Source organism: Pseudomonas sp. PvP027, from assembly GCF_017833005.1.
GTDB lineage: Bacteria > Pseudomonadota > Gammaproteobacteria > Pseudomonadales > Pseudomonadaceae > Aquipseudomonas > Aquipseudomonas congelans.
On record NZ_JAFIBK010000001.1, the window covers coordinates 5566984 to 5585233 of the forward strand.

The 18250-nt window shown below is 60.8% G+C and carries 13 protein-coding genes and 1 tRNA gene; 11 read left to right on the top strand and 3 right to left on the bottom strand.

Annotation, left to right across the window (positions count from 1 at the left end; genetic code table 11):
- The first annotated feature begins 29 nt into the window (after window positions 1–29).
- The 4 genes from tolQ (at window position 30) to JOE33_RS24310 (ending at window position 2258) form a co-directional block, all read left to right on the top strand.
- Window positions 30–740, top strand: coding sequence for a protein TolQ (gene tolQ / locus JOE33_RS24295; RefSeq protein ID WP_096126035.1), 711 nt, complete (start codon window positions 30–32; stop codon window positions 738–740).
- Window positions 741–749: 9 nt separating this feature from the next.
- Window positions 750–1196, top strand: coding sequence for a protein TolR (gene tolR / locus JOE33_RS24300; protein WP_032612613.1), 447 nt, complete (start codon window positions 750–752; stop codon window positions 1194–1196).
- Window positions 1193–2053, top strand: a complete 861-nt coding sequence (locus JOE33_RS24305) for an energy transducer TonB (RefSeq protein ID WP_032612615.1) — start codon at window positions 1193–1195, stop codon at window positions 2051–2053. The genes tolR and JOE33_RS24305 overlap by 4 nt, the downstream gene beginning before the upstream one ends.
- A 129-nt stretch (window positions 2054–2182) precedes the next feature.
- Window positions 2183–2258: transfer RNA gene (locus JOE33_RS24310), tRNA-Asn, on the top strand.
- A 373-nt stretch (window positions 2259–2631) separates the two neighbouring features.
- On the opposite strand, the gene mapR is transcribed toward JOE33_RS24310, so the two are convergent.
- Complete coding sequence (mapR, locus tag JOE33_RS24315) at window positions 2632–4041, bottom strand: GntR family transcriptional regulator MpaR (protein WP_187626164.1); 1410 nt, start codon at window positions 4039–4041, stop codon at window positions 2632–2634.
- Window positions 4042–4468: 427 nt separating this feature from the next.
- On the opposite strand from mapR, the gene JOE33_RS24320 reads away from it, so the two are divergent.
- Complete coding sequence (locus JOE33_RS24320) at window positions 4469–5956, top strand: SulP family inorganic anion transporter (protein ID WP_096140439.1); 1488 nt, start codon at window positions 4469–4471, stop codon at window positions 5954–5956.
- Window positions 5957–5979: 23 nt separating this feature from the next.
- Here the strand turns inward: JOE33_RS24320 and JOE33_RS24325 are convergent, their stop codons facing one another.
- On the bottom strand, window positions 5980–7155 hold the full coding sequence (locus JOE33_RS24325; protein ID WP_096126037.1) for an ATP-binding protein: 1176 nt from the start codon (window positions 7153–7155) through the stop codon (window positions 5980–5982).
- A 5-nt stretch (window positions 7156–7160) separates the two neighbouring features.
- On the bottom strand, window positions 7161–7850 hold the full coding sequence (locus JOE33_RS24330) for a response regulator (RefSeq protein ID WP_187626163.1): 690 nt from the start codon (window positions 7848–7850) through the stop codon (window positions 7161–7163).
- Window positions 7851–7948: 98 nt separating this feature from the next.
- On the opposite strand from JOE33_RS24330, the gene JOE33_RS24335 reads away from it, so the two are divergent.
- The 6 genes from JOE33_RS24335 to JOE33_RS24360 all read left to right on the top strand — a co-directional run bounded on the left by JOE33_RS24335 (window position 7949) and on the right by JOE33_RS24360 (window position 18218).
- Window positions 7949–9436: an efflux transporter outer membrane subunit gene (locus JOE33_RS24335; RefSeq protein ID WP_187626162.1), complete on the top strand. Its 1488-nt coding sequence runs from the start codon at window positions 7949–7951 to the stop codon at window positions 9434–9436.
- 19 nt (window positions 9437–9455) lie between these two features.
- On the top strand, window positions 9456–10304 hold the full coding sequence (locus tag JOE33_RS24340) for a MipA/OmpV family protein (protein ID WP_187626161.1): 849 nt from the start codon (window positions 9456–9458) through the stop codon (window positions 10302–10304).
- Window positions 10305–10320: 16 nt separating this feature from the next.
- The gene (locus JOE33_RS24345; RefSeq protein WP_187626160.1) at window positions 10321–11454 is read left to right on the top strand and encodes an efflux RND transporter periplasmic adaptor subunit; all 1134 of its coding nucleotides are present in this window, start codon (window positions 10321–10323) and stop codon (window positions 11452–11454) included.
- Window positions 11451–14504, top strand: a complete 3054-nt coding sequence (locus JOE33_RS24350; RefSeq protein ID WP_187626159.1) for an efflux RND transporter permease subunit — start codon at window positions 11451–11453, stop codon at window positions 14502–14504. The genes JOE33_RS24345 and JOE33_RS24350 overlap by 4 nt, the downstream gene beginning before the upstream one ends.
- A 72-nt stretch (window positions 14505–14576) precedes the next feature.
- A complete protein-coding gene (locus JOE33_RS24355) occupies window positions 14577–15818 on the top strand; it encodes a M20/M25/M40 family metallo-hydrolase (protein WP_187626158.1) in 1242 nt (413 codons plus the stop codon).
- A 690-nt stretch (window positions 15819–16508) separates the two neighbouring features.
- Complete coding sequence (locus tag JOE33_RS24360; RefSeq protein WP_096103365.1) at window positions 16509–18218, top strand: ShlB/FhaC/HecB family hemolysin secretion/activation protein; 1710 nt, start codon at window positions 16509–16511, stop codon at window positions 18216–18218.
- Window positions 18219–18250: the final 32 nt, after the last annotated feature.

Sequence of the window (18250 nt, forward strand, 5' to 3'; positions counted from 1 at the left end):
CATTCGTTCCATTACAGAGGACTACCCCGATGCACGCCACTCTCGAACACATGACCATCTGGGGTCTGATCAGCGATGCCAGCCTGCTGGTCAAGGCCGTGATGCTGATTTTGCTGCTCGCCTCGCTGGTCAGCTGGTTCCTGATCATCCAGCGCAGTCTCGCCCTGCGTCATTACGAGCGCTCAATGGATGCCTTTCAGCAACGCTTTCGCAGCGCCGCCGAGCTGGCGCCGCTGCAGGCCCAGGCATCCTCTGCGCAGCGCGACGCTGGCGGAATCGGAGAGGTCTTCGCGGCGGGTTACGCCGAATACCTGCAGCTCAAGCAGCAGCCGGGCATCGAGCCTGACGTGGTGCTTTCCGGCGTCGAACGCTCGCTGCAGGTCGCCATCAGTGAGCAAGAGCTGCAATTGGAAAAAGGCCTGCAGTTTCTCGCCACGGTAGGCTCGGTCAGTCCGTATATCGGCCTGTTCGGCACCGTCTGGGGGATCATGAACTCGTTCATCGGCCTGTCGCAGGTGCAGCAGGCCACGCTGTCGACGGTCGCGCCGGGGATTGCCGAAGCGCTGATCGCCACCGCCATCGGCCTGTTCGCGGCCATTCCGGCAGTAATCGCCTACAACCGCTTTGCCGCGCGTGGCCAGACCCTCACGGCGCGTTACTACAGCTTTGGCAACGAACTGCAGGTGCGCCTGAATCGCACCCTGCAGGGCCTGACACGCAACATGGCCGCTGCGGCCTGAGGACTTGTCATGCTGGTCAAACCGCAACGCAAACATGGCCCGAAGGCCGAAATGAATGTCGTGCCTTACATCGACGTGATGCTGGTGCTGCTGGTGATTTTCATGGTGACGGCGCCGATGCTCACCCAGGGCGTGAAAATCGAGTTGCCGAAAGTCGCCAGCGAAGCGCTCGTCACCGACACCCGGCAACGCATAGTGACCCTGTCCGTCAAGGCGCAGGGCGGCTACTACTGGAACCTGGGCGATACCGTCGACACTCAGGCGCAGACCGATCAGGCCGCGAGCCTGGAAGACATGCAGGCGCGCATTGCCCGACTGGTGGCCGAGCGCAACGACACGCAAGTGTTCATCCGCGCGGATGACAAGGCCGATTATGGTCGGGTGGTCGCGGCCATGGCGGCGCTGCAACGCGGTGGTGTGACGCAATTGGGGCTGGTGACCGAGGCGCCGCAATGAACACCCTGACCCTCGACTATGACCCGCCGCGCCGCGAATGGATGAACGGGCCCTGGCTGCGCAGCAATGGCCTCGCGGCAGCGGTCGCGCTGGCTTTGCATGGCGCGCTGTTGAGCGGTCTGATGCTCGGCTGGAGCGCCAGGGAAAAGCCGCCCGAACAGATCAGAACCCTGACCACCCAATTACTGATCCTGCCGCCAGCACCAGCACCCGCGCCTGAGCCGGTTCCAGTAGCGGCGGCACCGGTAACCGAGCCTGTTCAGATGCCGTCACCGCCACCTGCACAGGCATCGTTGCCGGTCAGCAAACCGGTTGAAGTCGCGCAACCGCAGGCAGCGCCGCAGCGTCAACCCGAACAGGTTGCATTGGCCCGCAAGCGCGTCGAAGAACAAAAGCGTGAGCGCGAGCAACTGCAGAATGCCCAACGCCTGCGCGAGGCCGAGCAGCGCAAGCAACAGGAACAGCAATTGGCCGAACAGCAACGTCAGCAGATCGAGCAGCAGCGTCAGGCTGAACAGGCGCGCCAGTCCGCCGAGCGTGCCCGCCTTGCGCAACAGTCAGCACAGCAACAGGCTGCCGCCGCCGACAGCAGTCAGTATCAGCCGTTAAGCAAGGAGGCCCCGGACTATCCCGAACGGGCACTGGACAAGGGCATCGAGGGTGATTGCACGGTGGTCTACGATGTGTCGCCGCAAGGCACAGTGGTCAACCCGCAAGTGCAGGGCGCCTGCCACCCGTTGTTCATGCGCCCGTCACTGGCCGCAGCGCAGACCTTTCGTTATCAGCCAAGGATTGTCGAGGGCAGGGCAGTGACAGTGTCCGGGGTGAAGAACACCTTTCACTACCGGATCAAGTAGGCAACCTTGTGTTGCAGGCAGTCTTCCGAACTGTGCCCTGCCTGGCCGGAAATGGTATACGGATGAACGAGCAGGATTTTTTTTCGCTCTGCTTGACTTCCTTTTCCGAATCAGTAACATAGCGCTCATTCCGCGATAGCTCAGTTGGTAGAGCAAGTGACTGTTAATCACTGGGTCCCTGGTTCGAGTCCAGGTCGTGGAGCCAGACGATACTTCAAAGGCGATGTGCAAGGCCTTTGAACAAGAAAAAACCCGCCTTATGGCGGGTTTTTTCGTTTTGGCGGTAAGGCGACGCGGGTTCAGCCTTCCTGGCTCGCGACACCTCAATACGGGGAAATAGTCCCCAGCAAGCCGACCGCGATTGCCAGCAATAAAAAACCTATCAAAGAAAGTCCGAGCTTGCCCATGAGCGTCTCCTGCTGATCAATCTGTCTGTAACGAGCCGCAGGGTTCGCTTCTGGCGGGTGACCTGCGCGTTTGAATACGCCGCCATTATCGTGCTCGAACAGATTCTGGTACAGATTCAGAAACGGCTTAAAAATACGGATCAGTTGCTGTTGTGCGAGGCATGAAAATGCTTAGAACGACGCGAGGATACGCCCCAGCATCGCCATGGCCTGCTCACTGCGTTCATCCCAGGGCGTGCCGTAGTTCAGGCGCGCGCAATTCTTGAAGCGCCGCGACGCGGAAAAGATCGGGCCGGGTGCCAGGCTGATGCCCTGTGCGAGCGCGAGTTGAAAGAGCTGCAGCGAATCAACCTGCTCGGGGAATTCGAACCACAGAAAGTAGCCGCCGACGGGGCGCGTGACGCGTGTCGCCGCCGGGAAATAGCGGGCAGCGGCGGCGAGCATCGCGCCTTGTTGCAGTTCGAGGGTGTCGCGCAGTTTACGCAGATGGCGGTCATAGCCGCCGTGCTTCAGGTAGTCGGCGAGCGCCGCCTGGGCAGGGACTGAAGGGGAGAGGGTGGTCATGAGCTTGAGGCGGTCAATCTGCTCGGTGTAACGCCCTCCTGCCACCCAGCCGACCCGATAGCCGGGCGCGAGGGTCTTGGAAAAAGAGCTGCAGTGCATCACAAGCCCGCCGCGGTCCAGGCTTTTCACCGGATGAGGCGCCTTGGCACCGTAATACAGTTCGGCGTACACATCGTCCTCGATCAACGGGATTTGGTGCTGCTCCAGCAGGTCGTAGAGCCTGGTCCTGTTCTCCTGAGTCATGCTCGCGCCCAGTGGGTTCTGGAAGCTGCTCATGAACCAGCAAGCCTTGATCGGCAGGCGCGTCAGGCTGTCCTGCAGCGAATCCAGATCCACCCCGTCACGCGGATGCACGGGAATTTCGACGGCTTTGAGCTTCAGGCGCTCCAGCACCTGAAGGCAGGCATAGAACGCCGGGGCCTCGATGGCGACCAGGTCGCCGGGCTCGGTGACGCACTGCAGGCACAGGTTCAGGGCTTCCATCGCGCCATTGGTAATGACCAGTTCGTCAGCCGGCAAGCGCACGCCACTGATCATGTAGCGCAGGGCGATCTGTCGGCGCAGTTCGGGGTTTCCGGTGGTCATGTCGCTGACGATGCCCGCGGGCGTCAGCGCACGCACAGCTGAAGCCATCGACTTCGCCAGGCTCGCCAGCGGATACAGATGCGGGCTGGGAAACGCCGAGCCAAACGGCACAGTGTCCGGGTCCTTGAGCGAGCCGAGTACTGAAAAGATCAGGTCGCTGACGCCCAGTTCGGTGCCTTCGCTGCTGTGTCTGATCAGTTCCGGTTCGGTCAGTGCATTGGCGGCATGCTCGCGCACGTAATACCCGGAGCGTGCGCGGGCCTGAATCAGCCCTTTGTCTTCCAGCAGGTAATAGGCCTTGAAGACCGTCGCAGGGCTGACTGACCAGGTGCGACTCGCGACCCTTACGGACGGGACTTTTTCCCCGGCGGGCAGGACGCCGCTGCGAATCATTTCCGAGATGTCGGCGGCGAATTTTTCGTAGCGTTTCATAAGCGGCATCGAATGAACAAGGCCTGCATCATGAGCGAAATCAGTGATGACGAACAGAGACAAGACAGCTGTAAAAAACAGTATCAGATCCTTTTTCAGATGTTTCGAAGTGTTGCGCCATCCGTCACTCAGGCCGTTCGGGGCGATGGCGTGCGCTTGAATCACTCAAACGGATAGGTCTATGATGCCAGCGCCTTGCGACCCATCGAAGGAAACAGACGTGTCCCGTTCCAACTGGCTGCCTACGCCGCCTTAGCGCTACGCCCCCCTCGCAACACCTGACTGCCATCTTGCTGCAGTCGCCCGTTGCTGCGCCCGTTTTTTGGTCGCCGCCACTCCCACTCTGACTCATTAATCTAAAACCGATGCTCCTGCTCGTCCGGCAATCGCTGCCGTGCGTCTTGCTGCGTCTGTCACAGGTATTCCCATGCTCGAAAAAATCAAAGCTACGTGGTTTTCCAACGTCCGTGCCGATGTACTGGCCGGGCTGGTTGTTGCATTGGCCCTGATTCCAGAGGCCATCGCGTTCTCCATCATCACCGGGGTAGACCCGAAAGTCGGGCTTTACGCGTCGTTCTGTATCTGCGTGGTCATCGCTTTCGTGGGCGGACGTCCGGCGATGATTTCTGCGGCCACAGGTGCGATGGCCCTGCTGATGGTGAATCTGGTCAAAGAGCACGGACTTCAGTATCTGCTGGCTGCCACCTTGCTCTGCGGCGTGTTGCAGATCATCGCCGGCTATCTGCGCCTGGGTGAGCTGATGCGCTTCGTTTCACGCTCGGTGGTTACCGGATTCGTGAATGCACTGGCGATTCTGATCTTCATGGCCCAGTTGCCGGAATTGACCCATGTGACCTGGCCGGTGTACGCCATGACCGCCGCGGGCCTGGCAATCATCTACCTGTTCCCGCGCGTGCCGGTGCTGGGCAAGCTGCTGCCGTCGCCGCTGGTGTGCATTCTGGTGCTCACCGCAATCTCCATTTACATGGGGCTTGATGTACGAACCGTGGGTGACATGGGCGCAATGCCCGACAGTCTGCCGACCTTCATGTGGCCGGATGTCGCGCTCAACCTCGACACGCTGTTGATCATTCTGCCGTATTCCGCTGCACTGGCCGTGGTGGGCCTGCTGGAGTCGATGATGACCGCCACCATCGTCGATGATCTGACCGATACCTCCAGTGACAGAAACCGTGAGTGCAAAGGGCAGGGCATTGCCAATATCGCCACGGGGCTGATCGGTGGCATGGCCGGTTGCGCCATGATCGGCCAGTCGATGATCAACGTGAAGTCTGGCGGCAGAACACGCCTCTCAACCCTCAGCGCGGGTTTGCTGCTGTTGATAATGATGCTGTTTCTGGGCGAATGGCTGGCGCGTATCCCCATGGCGGCGCTGGTGGCGGTGATGATCATGGTGTCGATCAGCACCTTCAGTTGGGGATCGATCCGCAACCTCAAGGAATACCCGCTCTCTACCAACATCGTGATGGTGGTCACCGTGGTGGTGGTCGTGGCTACCCACAACCTTGCCTATGGTGTGCTGGTCGGTTCTCTGCTGGCCTCGATGTTCTTTGCCAGCAAGATCGCTCACTTCCTTGACGTCACGTCGCATCGTGATCCCTTCCACAGCCATCGCACCTACTACGTGACCGGCCAGGTATTCTTCGCCTCCGCTGACCGTTTCATGGCCTCATTCGACCTGCGCGAAAGCCTCGAGACACTGGTCATCGATCTGCGCGAGGCGCATTTCTGGGACATCACCGCTGTTGCCGCACTGGACAAGGTGGTGTTGAAACTGAGAAAGGCGGGCATCAGCGTGGACGTTATCGGTATGAACCGGGCCACCGCCACACTGGTGGACCGGTTTGGTGTGCATGACAAGCCGGACGGCATCGATTCGTTGATGGGGCACTGATCTGCCGGGCCGGGCAGGCAGGCTCAGCCCGGAATCTCCAGGCGGATGACGGATCCTCCGCCTGGCCTGTTGCGTACCTCGATAGTGCCGTCATGCTCGAGGCAAATGGCTCTGGCGATGGACAGGCCCAGGCCGCTGCCTCCCGAATAGCGCGCCCGCGAACGTTCGGCACGCCAGAAACGGTCGAACACCTGTTCGAGGTTCTCCGGGCCGAAGCCGGGCCCGCGGTCCGAGACGGTCAGTTCCATGCGCCCTGCGCTGGCCCTGCCGACTATCAGCAGCTCACCACCCGTTGCCGAATAACGCAGTGCGTTATCGACGAGAATATTCACCACCTGGCCGATCCGGTCACGGTCGGCGTTGACGGTCAGTTTCCGCGGGATATCGATCGTCACGACGACACCGGCCTCATCGAGCGGCGTGGCAAACCAGCCCAGACGTTCGACCACCAGCTTCTCAAGGGAAAACTCCGTCTTGTCCAGGGTCAACTGACCTGCGCTGGCGAGCGAGAGCAGATGCAGATCACTTACCAGTTTGTTCAACTGGCCGAGCTGACGGTGGACCATTTCCAGTTGTGCCAGATCACGCGGGAACACTTCGTCGATCATGCCCTGTATGCGTCCCATCGCGGCGTTCAGTGGCGTGCGCAGCTCATGAGCGATCATTGCGCTGGATTCGCTGACTTCCAGTTCGTAGCGACCGAGCTGGGTGGTCATGGTGTTGAAGTCGCTGACCAGCGCCTGTAATTCGTCCGGGTCTTTGGCGCTCATTGGCAGGCGCGTCTTGAAGTCACCCTGGGCGACCTGACGTGCGCCTCTGGCAATCGAGGAGAACTGGCTGGAAAGCGGACGGGAAAACAGAAAGCCGAAGAATATGATGATCGGGATCGCGATCAACACCAGCGCTGCCAGCACCCACCATTCCTTGTTAGCAATGCCCGGCAGCAGGTTTTCGATCGGGTAATACGCGAAGAACAGTTCGCGCAGCTTGACCATGTCCAGGTTGGGTTCGGCCTGCAGTCGCAGGAACTCCATGCGCACCTCGGCCGGCATTGCCTGCAGGGTGAGCCAGTCAGATACCGTGACGTGCAGCCACATGCAAAACGCGATGACGATGACCGCACCGACGGCGAGCATGCTCATGCGCATGCCGACCCAGTGCCACAACGGTTTTTGTCTGTGCCTGAAAATATGTCGCATGGGGATCACCTGAATCGATAGCCGACCGAACGCACGGTGACCAGCACGTTTTCCACGCCATGGATCTCCAGTTTGCGCCGCAGGTTATGCACATGCGCATCGACAACCCTGGCCAGCGCCTCGCTGTCGGGAAGGCAGATTTCCAGCAGCTCTTCGCGAGTGAAAGCCTTGGACGGCGTTTTCAGCAGGGTTGAAAGGATCTTGAACTCGGTAGGTGTCAGGTCGAGCACGGTCTCTGCGCCATCCTCACCTTCAATGATCGCGGTGACTGCATCCAGATCCACCAGCAGGTTCTGGTAGCGCAGATGGCGCTCGTTGGTGCCGTTCTGCTGGGAGCGCCGCAGAACCGCATGCACGCGGGCCACCACTTCCCGCGGATTGTAGGGTTTGACCACATAGTCGTCGGCCCCATAGCGCAAGGCACCGAGTTTTTCCGGTTCGTCGCCCATGGCGGTGACCATGATCACCGGCGTGTCGCTGCAGCGCCGGACTGCCGAGAGCACGTCCGTGCCACTGACAAGCGGCAGCATGACGTCCAGCAGAATCAGGTCGGGTTTCCATTGGCGAAGCATATCGATACCGCGCTGACCGTTTTCGGCCAGCCCGACATTGAAACCGTCACGACGCAGGTAAGCCTCAAGAATGCTGGCACTGTCGGCATCGTCTTCAACGATAAGAATGCGTTTTCCTGACACGAGAGCGCCTCTTGATCAAATCTTGATAATTCACGAACGGTTTGTTGAAAGTCGACGTTCAGGATGGTGTCCAGAGCCCACTGTCGCGGACAGATCCTATGCCGATGAGTACACCGCTGTCCAAGCGTATCCGCAACCGCCGCTGGCGTTGCCTGGCCATGCTGGCCAGCCTGATTGTTTCGGGCTGCTCGTTGATACCGGCCTACCAGCGTCCAGTGTTGCCGGTCCCGGTCGATCAGGCGTCTGCTGTGGTCCCGGCCTCGAATACCTCCACCGCCCTGGTGCTCAGCGCCGACGAAGAAGCGCTGGCTGGCGAGTTGTCGCCAAAGGGCGAGCTGCGCCGGTTGCTGCAATCGGCCCTGGCGTTCAATCGCGACTTTCGTGTGGCGGTGCTGCGTGTGGAGGAGGCCAGGGCAATGCGCGGCATCACCCGTGCCGATCGCTTTCCGACCCTTGCTGCAGGTGTCGAGCGCGACCGTCAGCACTTCGATAATGCGGCGGCCGACGAGCGTTATGGTCAGGACATTTCCATAGCATCGGTGGGTGTCTCTGACTTTGAACTGGATTTCTTCGGACGCGTGCGCAGCCTGTCAGAAACAGCGCGGCACGATTATCTGGCCAGCACCTTCGGCCAGCAGGCGGCACGCAGTGCGCTGATTGCGGAAGTCGCCCGCGCCTGGCTGGCCGAGCGTCTGGCCGCTGCCGTGCAGCAGGACGCGCAGGCAGTTCACGAGGCCCGGCTGATGCTGGTCAAGGCGGCCGAAGAGCAGCAGCGTCAAGGTGCAATTTCGCAGGACGATCTGCTGGTTCAGCGCCTGGACACCCTGACTGCGCAACAGCAGGTACAGGATGCGGCAAGCGATCACGCCAACGCGTCGCAGGCCTTGTTGTTGCTCACCGGCTATTCGACAGCATTGCCCGCTACTACGCCAGAAGCTGCTACGCCGGACATGCCTGCGCTGACCGCCGCGCTGGTCGAGACGCCGGCCTGGCTGTCGAATCTGCCGTCTCGGCGTTTGCTGGAACGCTTTGACATCCGGCAGCGCGAAGAAGCCCTCAAGGCCAGTAATGCCAACATCGGTGCTGCCCGTGCGGCGTTCTTTCCGTCGATAAAACTCAGTACCGGCGTGGGCTTGCAGAGCGACAGCCTGCGCACTTTGTTCAGCAACGGCAGCGGTGCCTGGCTGTTCACCCCGCAATTGAATCTGCCGCTGTTCGACGGCGGGCGTAATCAGGCCAACCTGGATCTTGCCAAGGTGCGCCAGCAGATCGCGGTCGCCGAGTATGAAAAGGCTGTGCAGAACGCCTTCCGTGAAATGTCCGCTGTGCTGACCCGCCGTGAGCAGGCCCTGAACCATGTCCGCAACGAGGTCGAGCGGGTTGCGCTGGTCCAGGAAAAAGTGCGGCGCCTGTCCTTTGAGCTTAATGCGGGCGCCGCCGAGCGCACTGCACTGCTGGTTTCCACTGTCCGTATCGCCGAAGCCGACGCAGCCGCTCGCAAGTCCCTCGATGCGCTGCAGCAAAACCGCATCGATCTGTTTCGAGTACTGCGCGGAGCAGAACCGACAACCCCACCGCAATCCTGAATGAAACCGGAGTATTCCCATGAGCCCTGCAATCTCTCGTCCTCACCTTCGGTCCGCACTGCTTAAACCCGTGCTGACCGTTTTGATCACCTCTGCGGCCATGACCCTGGTCGGTCAGGCCTTTGCCCAGGACAGCACTGCTGCAAGCCAGTCGGTTCTGGGTGACAGGTTCAACGTCAATTTCGGGCTCGGCATGGCCGTGCTGCCGCGCTACATGGGGGCCGATGAATACCGCAGCCAGGTGGTGCCCATGCTGACGGTCCAGCGGGGCATCTTCTTCGCCGACACTACGCGCGGTCTGGGGCTGCAATGGCAGTCGGATTCCGGGTTCGGTGCCAGCGCTGCACTCAATTACGATTTCGGTCGGACCGAGAAAAACAGCACGAATCGGCTTGGGTCCAATGAGCTGAGAGGGATGGGGACGATCAAGGGCGCGACCGTTGGCGACTTCGTGGTTTCTCAGCAGCTCATGCCGTGGCTGTCCGTCAGTGCCGAGGCCGAACTGCGGGTGGCTGGCGAACAACGTGGCAATCGCTACCGGTTGGGTTTCGAGGGCATCGCTTACCACAGCCAGACCGATACGGTGACCCTCGACATCGATGCGCACGCCGGTGACGGTCGTTACAACCAGACCTATTTCGGCGTCAGCCCGATCCAGAGTCAGCGCACCGGCTTTTCCAGGTTCACCGCAGACAGCGGCATTTACGCGTACTCGGCGGCACTCGCCTGGCAGCATACCTTCGACGCCCACTGGTCGACCGTCGCAAGCGTCGGGGTGACGCACTACACCGACCAGACCCGTGGCAGCCCGCTGGTCGAGACTGATGCCGAAGGCAGTGGCCTGATTGCCTTGAGTTACGCTTTCTGAAGGGTTGAAGCCTGCCATGCGATTGAATCCTGATGCGTTTCCTGCTCTACGGCGGTATGTGTCACGCGCTTGCAGCGTCGTGCTGATCACTCTGATGATCGGTGGCTGCGGCGAAAAACAGACAGTCAGTGTTCCGCCTGTCCGGGCGGTCAAGGTTGAGGCAGTACGGGCAGGAGAGGGCGCTGCGTTGCGCTTCATCGGCACTGTTCGAGAGGAGGAGCGCGCCAGTCTGGCGTTTGAATCGGCAGGCACGCTGACAGAGTTGCGGGTCGACATTGGCGATAGCATCAAGCAGGGCCAGGTGCTCGCCCGTCTTGATCCGCAGCCTGCCCAACTGCGCCTGCAGGAAGCGCAGGCCGCTTTGCGTCTGGCCCGGGCTCAGGCGCTGGAGCGCCAGCGTAACGTCCAGCGTCAGCAAAACCTGCTCGCCGCGGGCAGTGTCGCCCAGAGCGTGGTCGAGTCGGCCCGGTCGTCCAGTGAACAAGCCAGCGCCGAGCTGATCCGCACGCAAGCCGAGTTGGACCTGGCCCGTCGTGAACTGGATCGCACCCGGTTGATCGCCCCCTTTGCCGGGCGCGTGGTGGCGCGTCATGCACAACCGCAGAGCCTGTTGCCTGCCGGGCAGGTGGTGCTGGATGTCGAATCCGCTGCAGAGCAACAAGTGGTGGCAGCTGTTCCACTGGCACTTGCCGAGTCGCTTCAGCCTGGCAACCTCGCCAGGGCCTCGAGTACCGCAGACGGAACGGCAGGGTTTGATCTCGCGCTGGAGGGCATTTCGCCCCGAGCCGATGACGGGCTGGTCAGAACGGCTGTGTTTCGAGTGCTGCGGCCTGCTGGCAGGCTGCCCAGTGGCGTCACGCTGATTGTCCAGATGCGTCCAGAGGCCGACGCACAGCCGCTATCGGTTCCGGTTCAAGCACTATGGATGGGGACCAGCAGTCACGTTGCCGACGTCTTCGTTTACCAGCCGGGAGGAACAGTCGCCGTCCGCTCCGTCACGCTGGGTCCGGTCAGGGAGGGCCGGGCACTGGTCGTCAGCGGGCTGGTCGCCGGTGAGCAGGTGGTCACTGCCGGCGCCGCCTTTCTGCAGGACGGTCAGCCCGTCAAATTGTTCCATTCGGACACTCGCCTGACCGGTGGCGCGCAATGAGCCTTACCTCCCGCGCCATGGGCGCAAGCCGTTTGACCCTGTTTGCCGCCTTGCTGATTTTGCTGGCCGGTGTCGCGACCTTTCTGAGCTTTCCTTCTCAGGAAGAGCCGTCGGTGACCGTTCGCGACGCACTGGTCAGTGTGTCTCTGGACGGGCTGTCCGCAGAGCGCACCGAGGAGCTGCTGGCCAGGCCGCTCGAAGAGCGTATCCGTGAACTGGCCGAGATCAAGAACGTGCTCACCACGGTCCAGCCTGGCCGAGTGATCGTGCAGGTCACGGCGTATGACAACGTCAAGGATCTTGGGCTGCTGTGGCAACGGCTCCGCGCGAAGGTGAACGAAACGAGCGGTGGTTTTCCGCCCGGCACCCAAGGGCCTTTTGTCGATGATGATTTCGGTCGTGTGGCCGTGGCTTCGGTCGCGCTGACCGCACCGGGGTTCACCATGGGCGAGATGCGCGGGCCGATCAAGCGCTTGCGCAATCAGCTCTATGCGCTCAAGGGGGTCGATCAGGTCCAGTTGTATGGCCTGCAGGATGAACGCATCTACCTTGACTTCGAGCACCAGACGCTGGCCGCAGCCGGGCTTTCCCCGCAACAGCTGCTTCAGCAACTGCAAGCCCGCAACCTGATCGCGACGGGAGGCAATCCGGTCATCGGACAGCAGAGCACCACGCTTTCGATCAGTGGCGAGGTGCTTTCGCTGGAGCAGCTTCGTCAGTTCCCGGTGCAGTTGCCCGATGGTCGGAAGGTCGCGCTGCAGGACCTGGCCAAGGTATCGGTGAGCCCTGCCGACCCTCCGCAAACCGAAGCGATCTACCAGGGACAGGATGCTGTGGTACTGGCCGTTTCGATGCAGCCAGGCCTCAATGTGCAAACCTTCGGTGCCGCCCTGCGCCAACGGCTCGGCGAGCTGGAACAGCAACTTCCGACGGGCTTTACCTTGCACGTTGTGACCTTCCAGTCCAGCGTGGTCGAGCACGAGATGAGCAAGATGTATCACGTCATGGCCGAGACGGTGGTGATCGTGATGTGCGTGGTCATGCTGTTTCTGGGCTGGCGCACTGGCCTGGTGGTCGGGGTGATTGTGCCCTTGACCATCCTCAGTACGCTGCTGGTCATGCGCGCGCTGGGAATCGAGCTGCAGACGGTGTCGATTGCCGCGATCATCCTCGCCCTGGGGTTACTGGTGGACAACGGCATTGTCATCGCCGAAGACATCGAGCGCCGCCTGCATGCCGGGGAGGATCGGCGGCGCGCCTGTGAGGAGGCAGGGCGCACCTTGATGATCCCGCTGCTGACCTCTTCACTGGTAATCGTGCTGGCGTTTTCGCCCTTCTTTCTGGGGCAGACCAGCACCAACGAATACCTGCGTTCGCTGGCGGTTGTGCTCGCCACAACGCTGATCAGCTCCTGGCTGCTCAGCGTCACGGTGACGCCGCTGTTGTGCTTTTACTTCGCCAGGGTGCCGGCCGTTACAGCGTCAGCGAATGATGCCGATGAGTATGCCTCGGTGTTCTACCGTGGCTACCGCAAGGTCATCGAGGGGTTGCTGAACCACTCGCTGATCTTCATTGCCTGCATGATGGGGTTGCTGGCGTTGGCGGTCGTAGTGCTGACCCGGGTGCCGTACGATTTTTTGCCGAAGTCGGACCGCATGCAGTTCCAGATCCCGCTGGTGCTGGAGCCCGGCAGCAGCTCGCGTGACACGTCGCGGGCGGTGCGCGATATCAGCCAGTGGCTGAGCAGCGATCAGGATGTAGAACACAGCATTGGTTATGTCGCCAGTGGCGGGCCGAGGATTGTGCTTGGCCTCAATCCGCCGTTGCCCGCGCCGAATATCGCGTACTTCACTGTCAGTGTCCGCGAAGGCGCGAATCTCGATGCGGTGATTGAGCGCGCACGGCAGTTTATTCTTACGCAGCACCCCGAAATCGAAGCGCAGCCCAAACGATTCTCGATGGGCACCACTGAGGCGGGAATTGCGGTCTACCGGATCATCGGTCCCGACGAGAACGTGCTGCGCGGTATTGCCCGGCAGATCGAGCAGGCTTTGTCGGCGTTGCCCGGAACCCTGGATGTCCACGATGACTGGCGCACCCGATTGCTGCGTTACGACGTTGTTGTCGATCCTTACAAGGCCCTGCAGGCCGGTGTTGCCACTCAGGACATTGCCCAGGCTCTGCAACTGCGAAACAGCGGGTTATCCGTGTCGTCGCTGCAGGATGGCGATACTGCTGTCGCGATTGTGGCTCGCGAGCAGAGTACGCTGAGCAAGCCGGGCAGTGATCTGGACAGCACTTTGATTTACCCGGCCTCCGGGGGCGCGCCGTTGATGTTGTCGGCCATTGCCACTGTCGAACCCAGGGCCGAGGCATCGACGCTGCAGCGGCGTAATCTGCAACGTGCGATTACGGTGGTTGGACACAATCCGTCAATGACGGCGACCTCAATCGTCGAGCAGTTGGCGCCGCAGATAGCGGCAATCAGCCTGCCGGCGGGTTACCACATCGAACCGGGTGGCGAAATAGAAGACTCGGCCGAAGCCAATCAGGCGCTTCTGCAGTACATGCCGCACGCACTGGTCGCGATGCTGTTGCTGTTCGTCTGGCAGTTCAATTCGTTCCGCAAGCTGCTGATCGTCGTCTCCAGCGTGCCCTTCGTGCTGATCGGCGTGGCGCTGGCATTGGTGCTGACGGGCTATCCGTTCGGCTTCATGGCCACCTTCGGGCTGCTGTCGCTGGCCGGCATCATCGTCAACAATGCCGTGCTGCTGCTCGAACGTATCGAGGTTGAACGCGAGCAAGGCCTGGTGGTGCGAGACGCCGTTGTCAATGCAGCGATCAAGCGCTTGCGGCCGATTGTGATGACCAAGCTGACCTGCATCATCGGGCTGGTGCCGCTGATGCTGTTTGCCGGTCCGCTCTGGGAGGGCATGGCGATCACCATCATGGGTGGTCTGGCGTTGGGTACGCTGGTGACCCTGGGCCTGATTCCGATCCTCTACGCGCTGCTGTTCGACCGCATCGAGCGCTGGCGCAAGGCGAGCTGAGCCATGACGGCCGGTACGTGTGTAAGGTATGGTCCTGAAAAACCTCGATGATCGAACACAAGGATGAAACACATGCGCTCATTTACCCGCTCGCCACTGGCTGCTCGTCTCGCCCTGGCGCTTGCGTTGACAGCCCTGGCTCCAGTGGCCATGGCCGAACCGCACAAGGCTATCCAGGCGGATGCCGAGCAATACAAGGACGACGCCTTGAAGCTGCTGGAGCGTCTGGTGAATATCGACTCGGGTTCCGGGTATGTCCCGGGCCTGACCAAGGTCAGCGACATCGCGATTGAAGAACTGAAAAAGCTCGGCGCCACCATCGAGCTCGTCCCGAATACGCCAGAAGCCAGCAACCATGTCCTCGCCACCCTGAAAGGCACCGGCAAGGCGAAGATTCTGCTGATGGCGCACATGGACACCGTGTTCAAGGAAGGCTCTGCGGCCGAGCGTCCGTTTCACATCAAGGACGGGCGTGCCTACGGCCCAGGCGTGATGGATGACAAGGGCGGCATCGTTGCGGCTATCTATGCGCTGAAGGTTTTGCACAACCTGAAGTTCACCGACTACGCGCAGATCACGGTATTGCTCGACGCCAGCGAGGAGACCGGCTCGGGCGTTGCTACCGAGCTGATCAAGAAAACCGCGAAGGAGCATGACGTCACGCTCAACCTGGAGCCGGGGCGTCCGGCCGACGGTCTGGTGGTATGGCGCAAAGGCTCGGCAACCGCGCTGGTCGAAGTCAAGGGCAAGGCCTCGCACGCAGGCGTTGCGCCTGAACTGGGACGTAACGCCGCTACCGAAGTTGCCCATCAGATTCTGCAACTCGGCAAGCTGGGTGACGAGGAGAAGAAAACCACCATCAACTTCACTGTGCTCAAGGCGGGGGATCGCACCAACGTGATTCCTGATCAGGCCAGTGCCAAGGCCGATGTGCGTGCTGCTGTACCGGAGGAGTTCGACCGCGTCGAGCAGGACTTGGCCAGAGTGTCGGCCAACAAGCTGGTGCCTGATACCGAGGTCAAGACCCGTCTGGTCCGTGGCCTGCCACCGATGCCGCAAACCGCGCAGTCCGATGCACTGGTCGCGATGGCGCAAGGCATCTACGGTGAACTGGGCCGCACCCTGACCATCGAGGGCAGTGGCGGGGCGGCTGATTCAAGCCTGTCTGCCAGTGTGGGCACACCGACGCTGGACGGCTTCGGGATTGTCGGCGGCAACATCCACACGCCCGAAGAGTATGCCGAAGTGGGCAGTGTGGCTCCGCGGATCTACTTGTTGTCGCGAATGATCATGAAGTTGTCCGGACAGCAGTAATTCGCCAAGCCTCCCGCGTAGAGTAACGAGAAGCGTTCTCCCTGAAGCTTCTCGTTCCTCACGCGGAGCATTGGCGCGATAAGCCAATAGCGGTTAATTGTCGGGGTACTACCGGCAATTAGTTGTTATCACCCCTGAATGGGGTGGTATCCAGGCACCAAAGGGCCTGGCAGGTTGAATCGATATCGCGTGATCTGACTGATAATCTGCCGCCTCTTTTTTACCCCTTCCGAGTACCGAGAGACGAGCGGGCAAGCGCCACCGTCGCGGCCCTTGCGAGCCCCTGGCCAAAGGGCCTGCCGGATTCTTGAGCCTTGCAGAAATGACCGTCGTTGCAGCTCCAGAACCTGACGTGCCAGCGCAGGCCTTCGCTTATTTCCTTTAAATCACAGTCATTTTATTAGTGTTTCCGCAGCCTTGATGCGAGTCCGTTTTCACGTACTGGCCGACTGGTGTTTCTGCATATATTTAATGACGACCTTAATACAATGTCGCAAAGGTCGGCGACCCCCTATCAATACTAAGCACATGATCCTTTGGTGCGGGCTAAAGGTCAGCGCTTGCACATTTAACTCCAAAAAAAGTTCAACAAATCGGATACAAGGTCGATACAAATAATTGACGCCGCCATGATGGCGTTCTAGTATCGCCCACCTTTTTGATATCAATATGCTACCGCAAGGACGCGCCGTGTATCTCCGTGCTCACAAACTGGCTTTGCTGCTCCTGCTCGCCATCGCGCCAGCTACTTCGCTTGCAGCCACTGCTCCCGCCAGCTTGCCAGGTGACCAGGATCTTATTCGTGACCGTCAGGATCGCCTGCTCGAAGAGCAGCGCCGCCGTCTTGAGGAGCTCAAGGACCTGCCGGGCAAACAAGCCGCACCTGCTGCCCCGAGTTCCCCGGCCGATACGCGCTGTTTCACCATCAATCGCATTGAACTCAAAGGCGCCGACTCGCTGTCGTCCGCCGAGCGCGATGCGCTGATCAAACCCTATATTGGCCAGTGTCTTGGTGTCGCCCAGCTCAATGAGCTGCTCAAAGTCATCACCGATCACTACCTCGAAAAAGGCCTGGTGACGACTCGCGCCTACCTGCCGCAACAGGACCTGTCCACCGGCGACCTGCAAGTGCTGGTCATCGAAGGCAAGCTGGAGCATCTGCGTGGCGATGCTGCCAGCGGTCTGTCGGCACGTGAGCTGGCCATGACGTTTCCCGGCAGGGAAGGCCAGATGGTCAACCTGCGCGAAATCGAGCAGATGGTCGATCAGCTCAATCGTCTGCCATCCAATCAGGCACAGATGGAACTGACCCCCGGCCAGGTCGTCGGCGGCAGTGATGTAGTGGTCAAGAACACCCCGCAGAAACCATGGCGAGCCAACCTGTCACGTACCAACGAAGGTCAGCGCAGCACCGGTGAGCAACAATGGAACGCCGGCCTCGAGTGGGATAATCCGTTGGGGCTGGCCGACCAGTTCAGCCTGCGCGGCGGCCACGATGCGATCAGCGACCGGCAGAAGGCCTCCCGCAATGCCTCGCTTGCCTACAGCCTGCCGTGGGGCTGGTGGACGTTCAGCTATCTGTACAACACCAGCGAATACCGTTCGGTGGCGCAGGCCTCGAACATCAACTTCAAGCAGGACGGCGACAGCCAGAACCACCAGTTCAGGGCCGAGCGGGTGGTGTATCGCGACGCGCTGAGCAAGACCTCGCTCAATGCCGGTCTGTCCTACCTGCGCACCAACAACTACGTCGAAGACAGCAGGCTGGCGGTCAGCAGCAATCGTATCACCGAGGCGCAGTTCGGTATCAACCACGGGCGGCGAGTCGGCTCGGCGTTCGTCAACATCGATCTGGGCATGCAGCAAGGCATCGGTGCACTGGACGCGCAGGGCAACCACGATCCTCGCCCGGGTGAGGCCGATGCGCGGTATCGCAAATACACCGGCACCCTCAGCTACCTGCACCCCTTTCAACTGTGGGGCGAAAACCTGAGCTTCACCAGTCTGGCCACCGGGCAGCGCAGTGAGGATGTGTTGTTCAGTTCGCAACGCACCAGCCTGGGCGGATCGGCATCGGTGCGTGGTTACAAGGATGAGTTTCTGTCCGGCGACAGTGGCGGCTACTGGCGTAACGAGTTGCGCCTGACCCGTCCGGTGACGCTGGACTGGCTGCGCCCGGTGTTCGCCGAGTATGGCGCGGCTGCCGGTTACGACCAGGGTGTTATCCGCAACGATCGTTACAACGGCGATCAGCATGGGCGTTTGTCCAGTAACTCGTTCGAGTTGTTTACCCGAGGCCAGCACGTTGCTGCCTCAGTGACCTTCGCTCATTCCCTGGAACGTCCCGATGTGATCGAGCGCGAAGCGCCGATCTATTTCCGTATGGACTTTTTCCTCTAATCACACCGTATTCAACCTACCTGTTTCGAGGT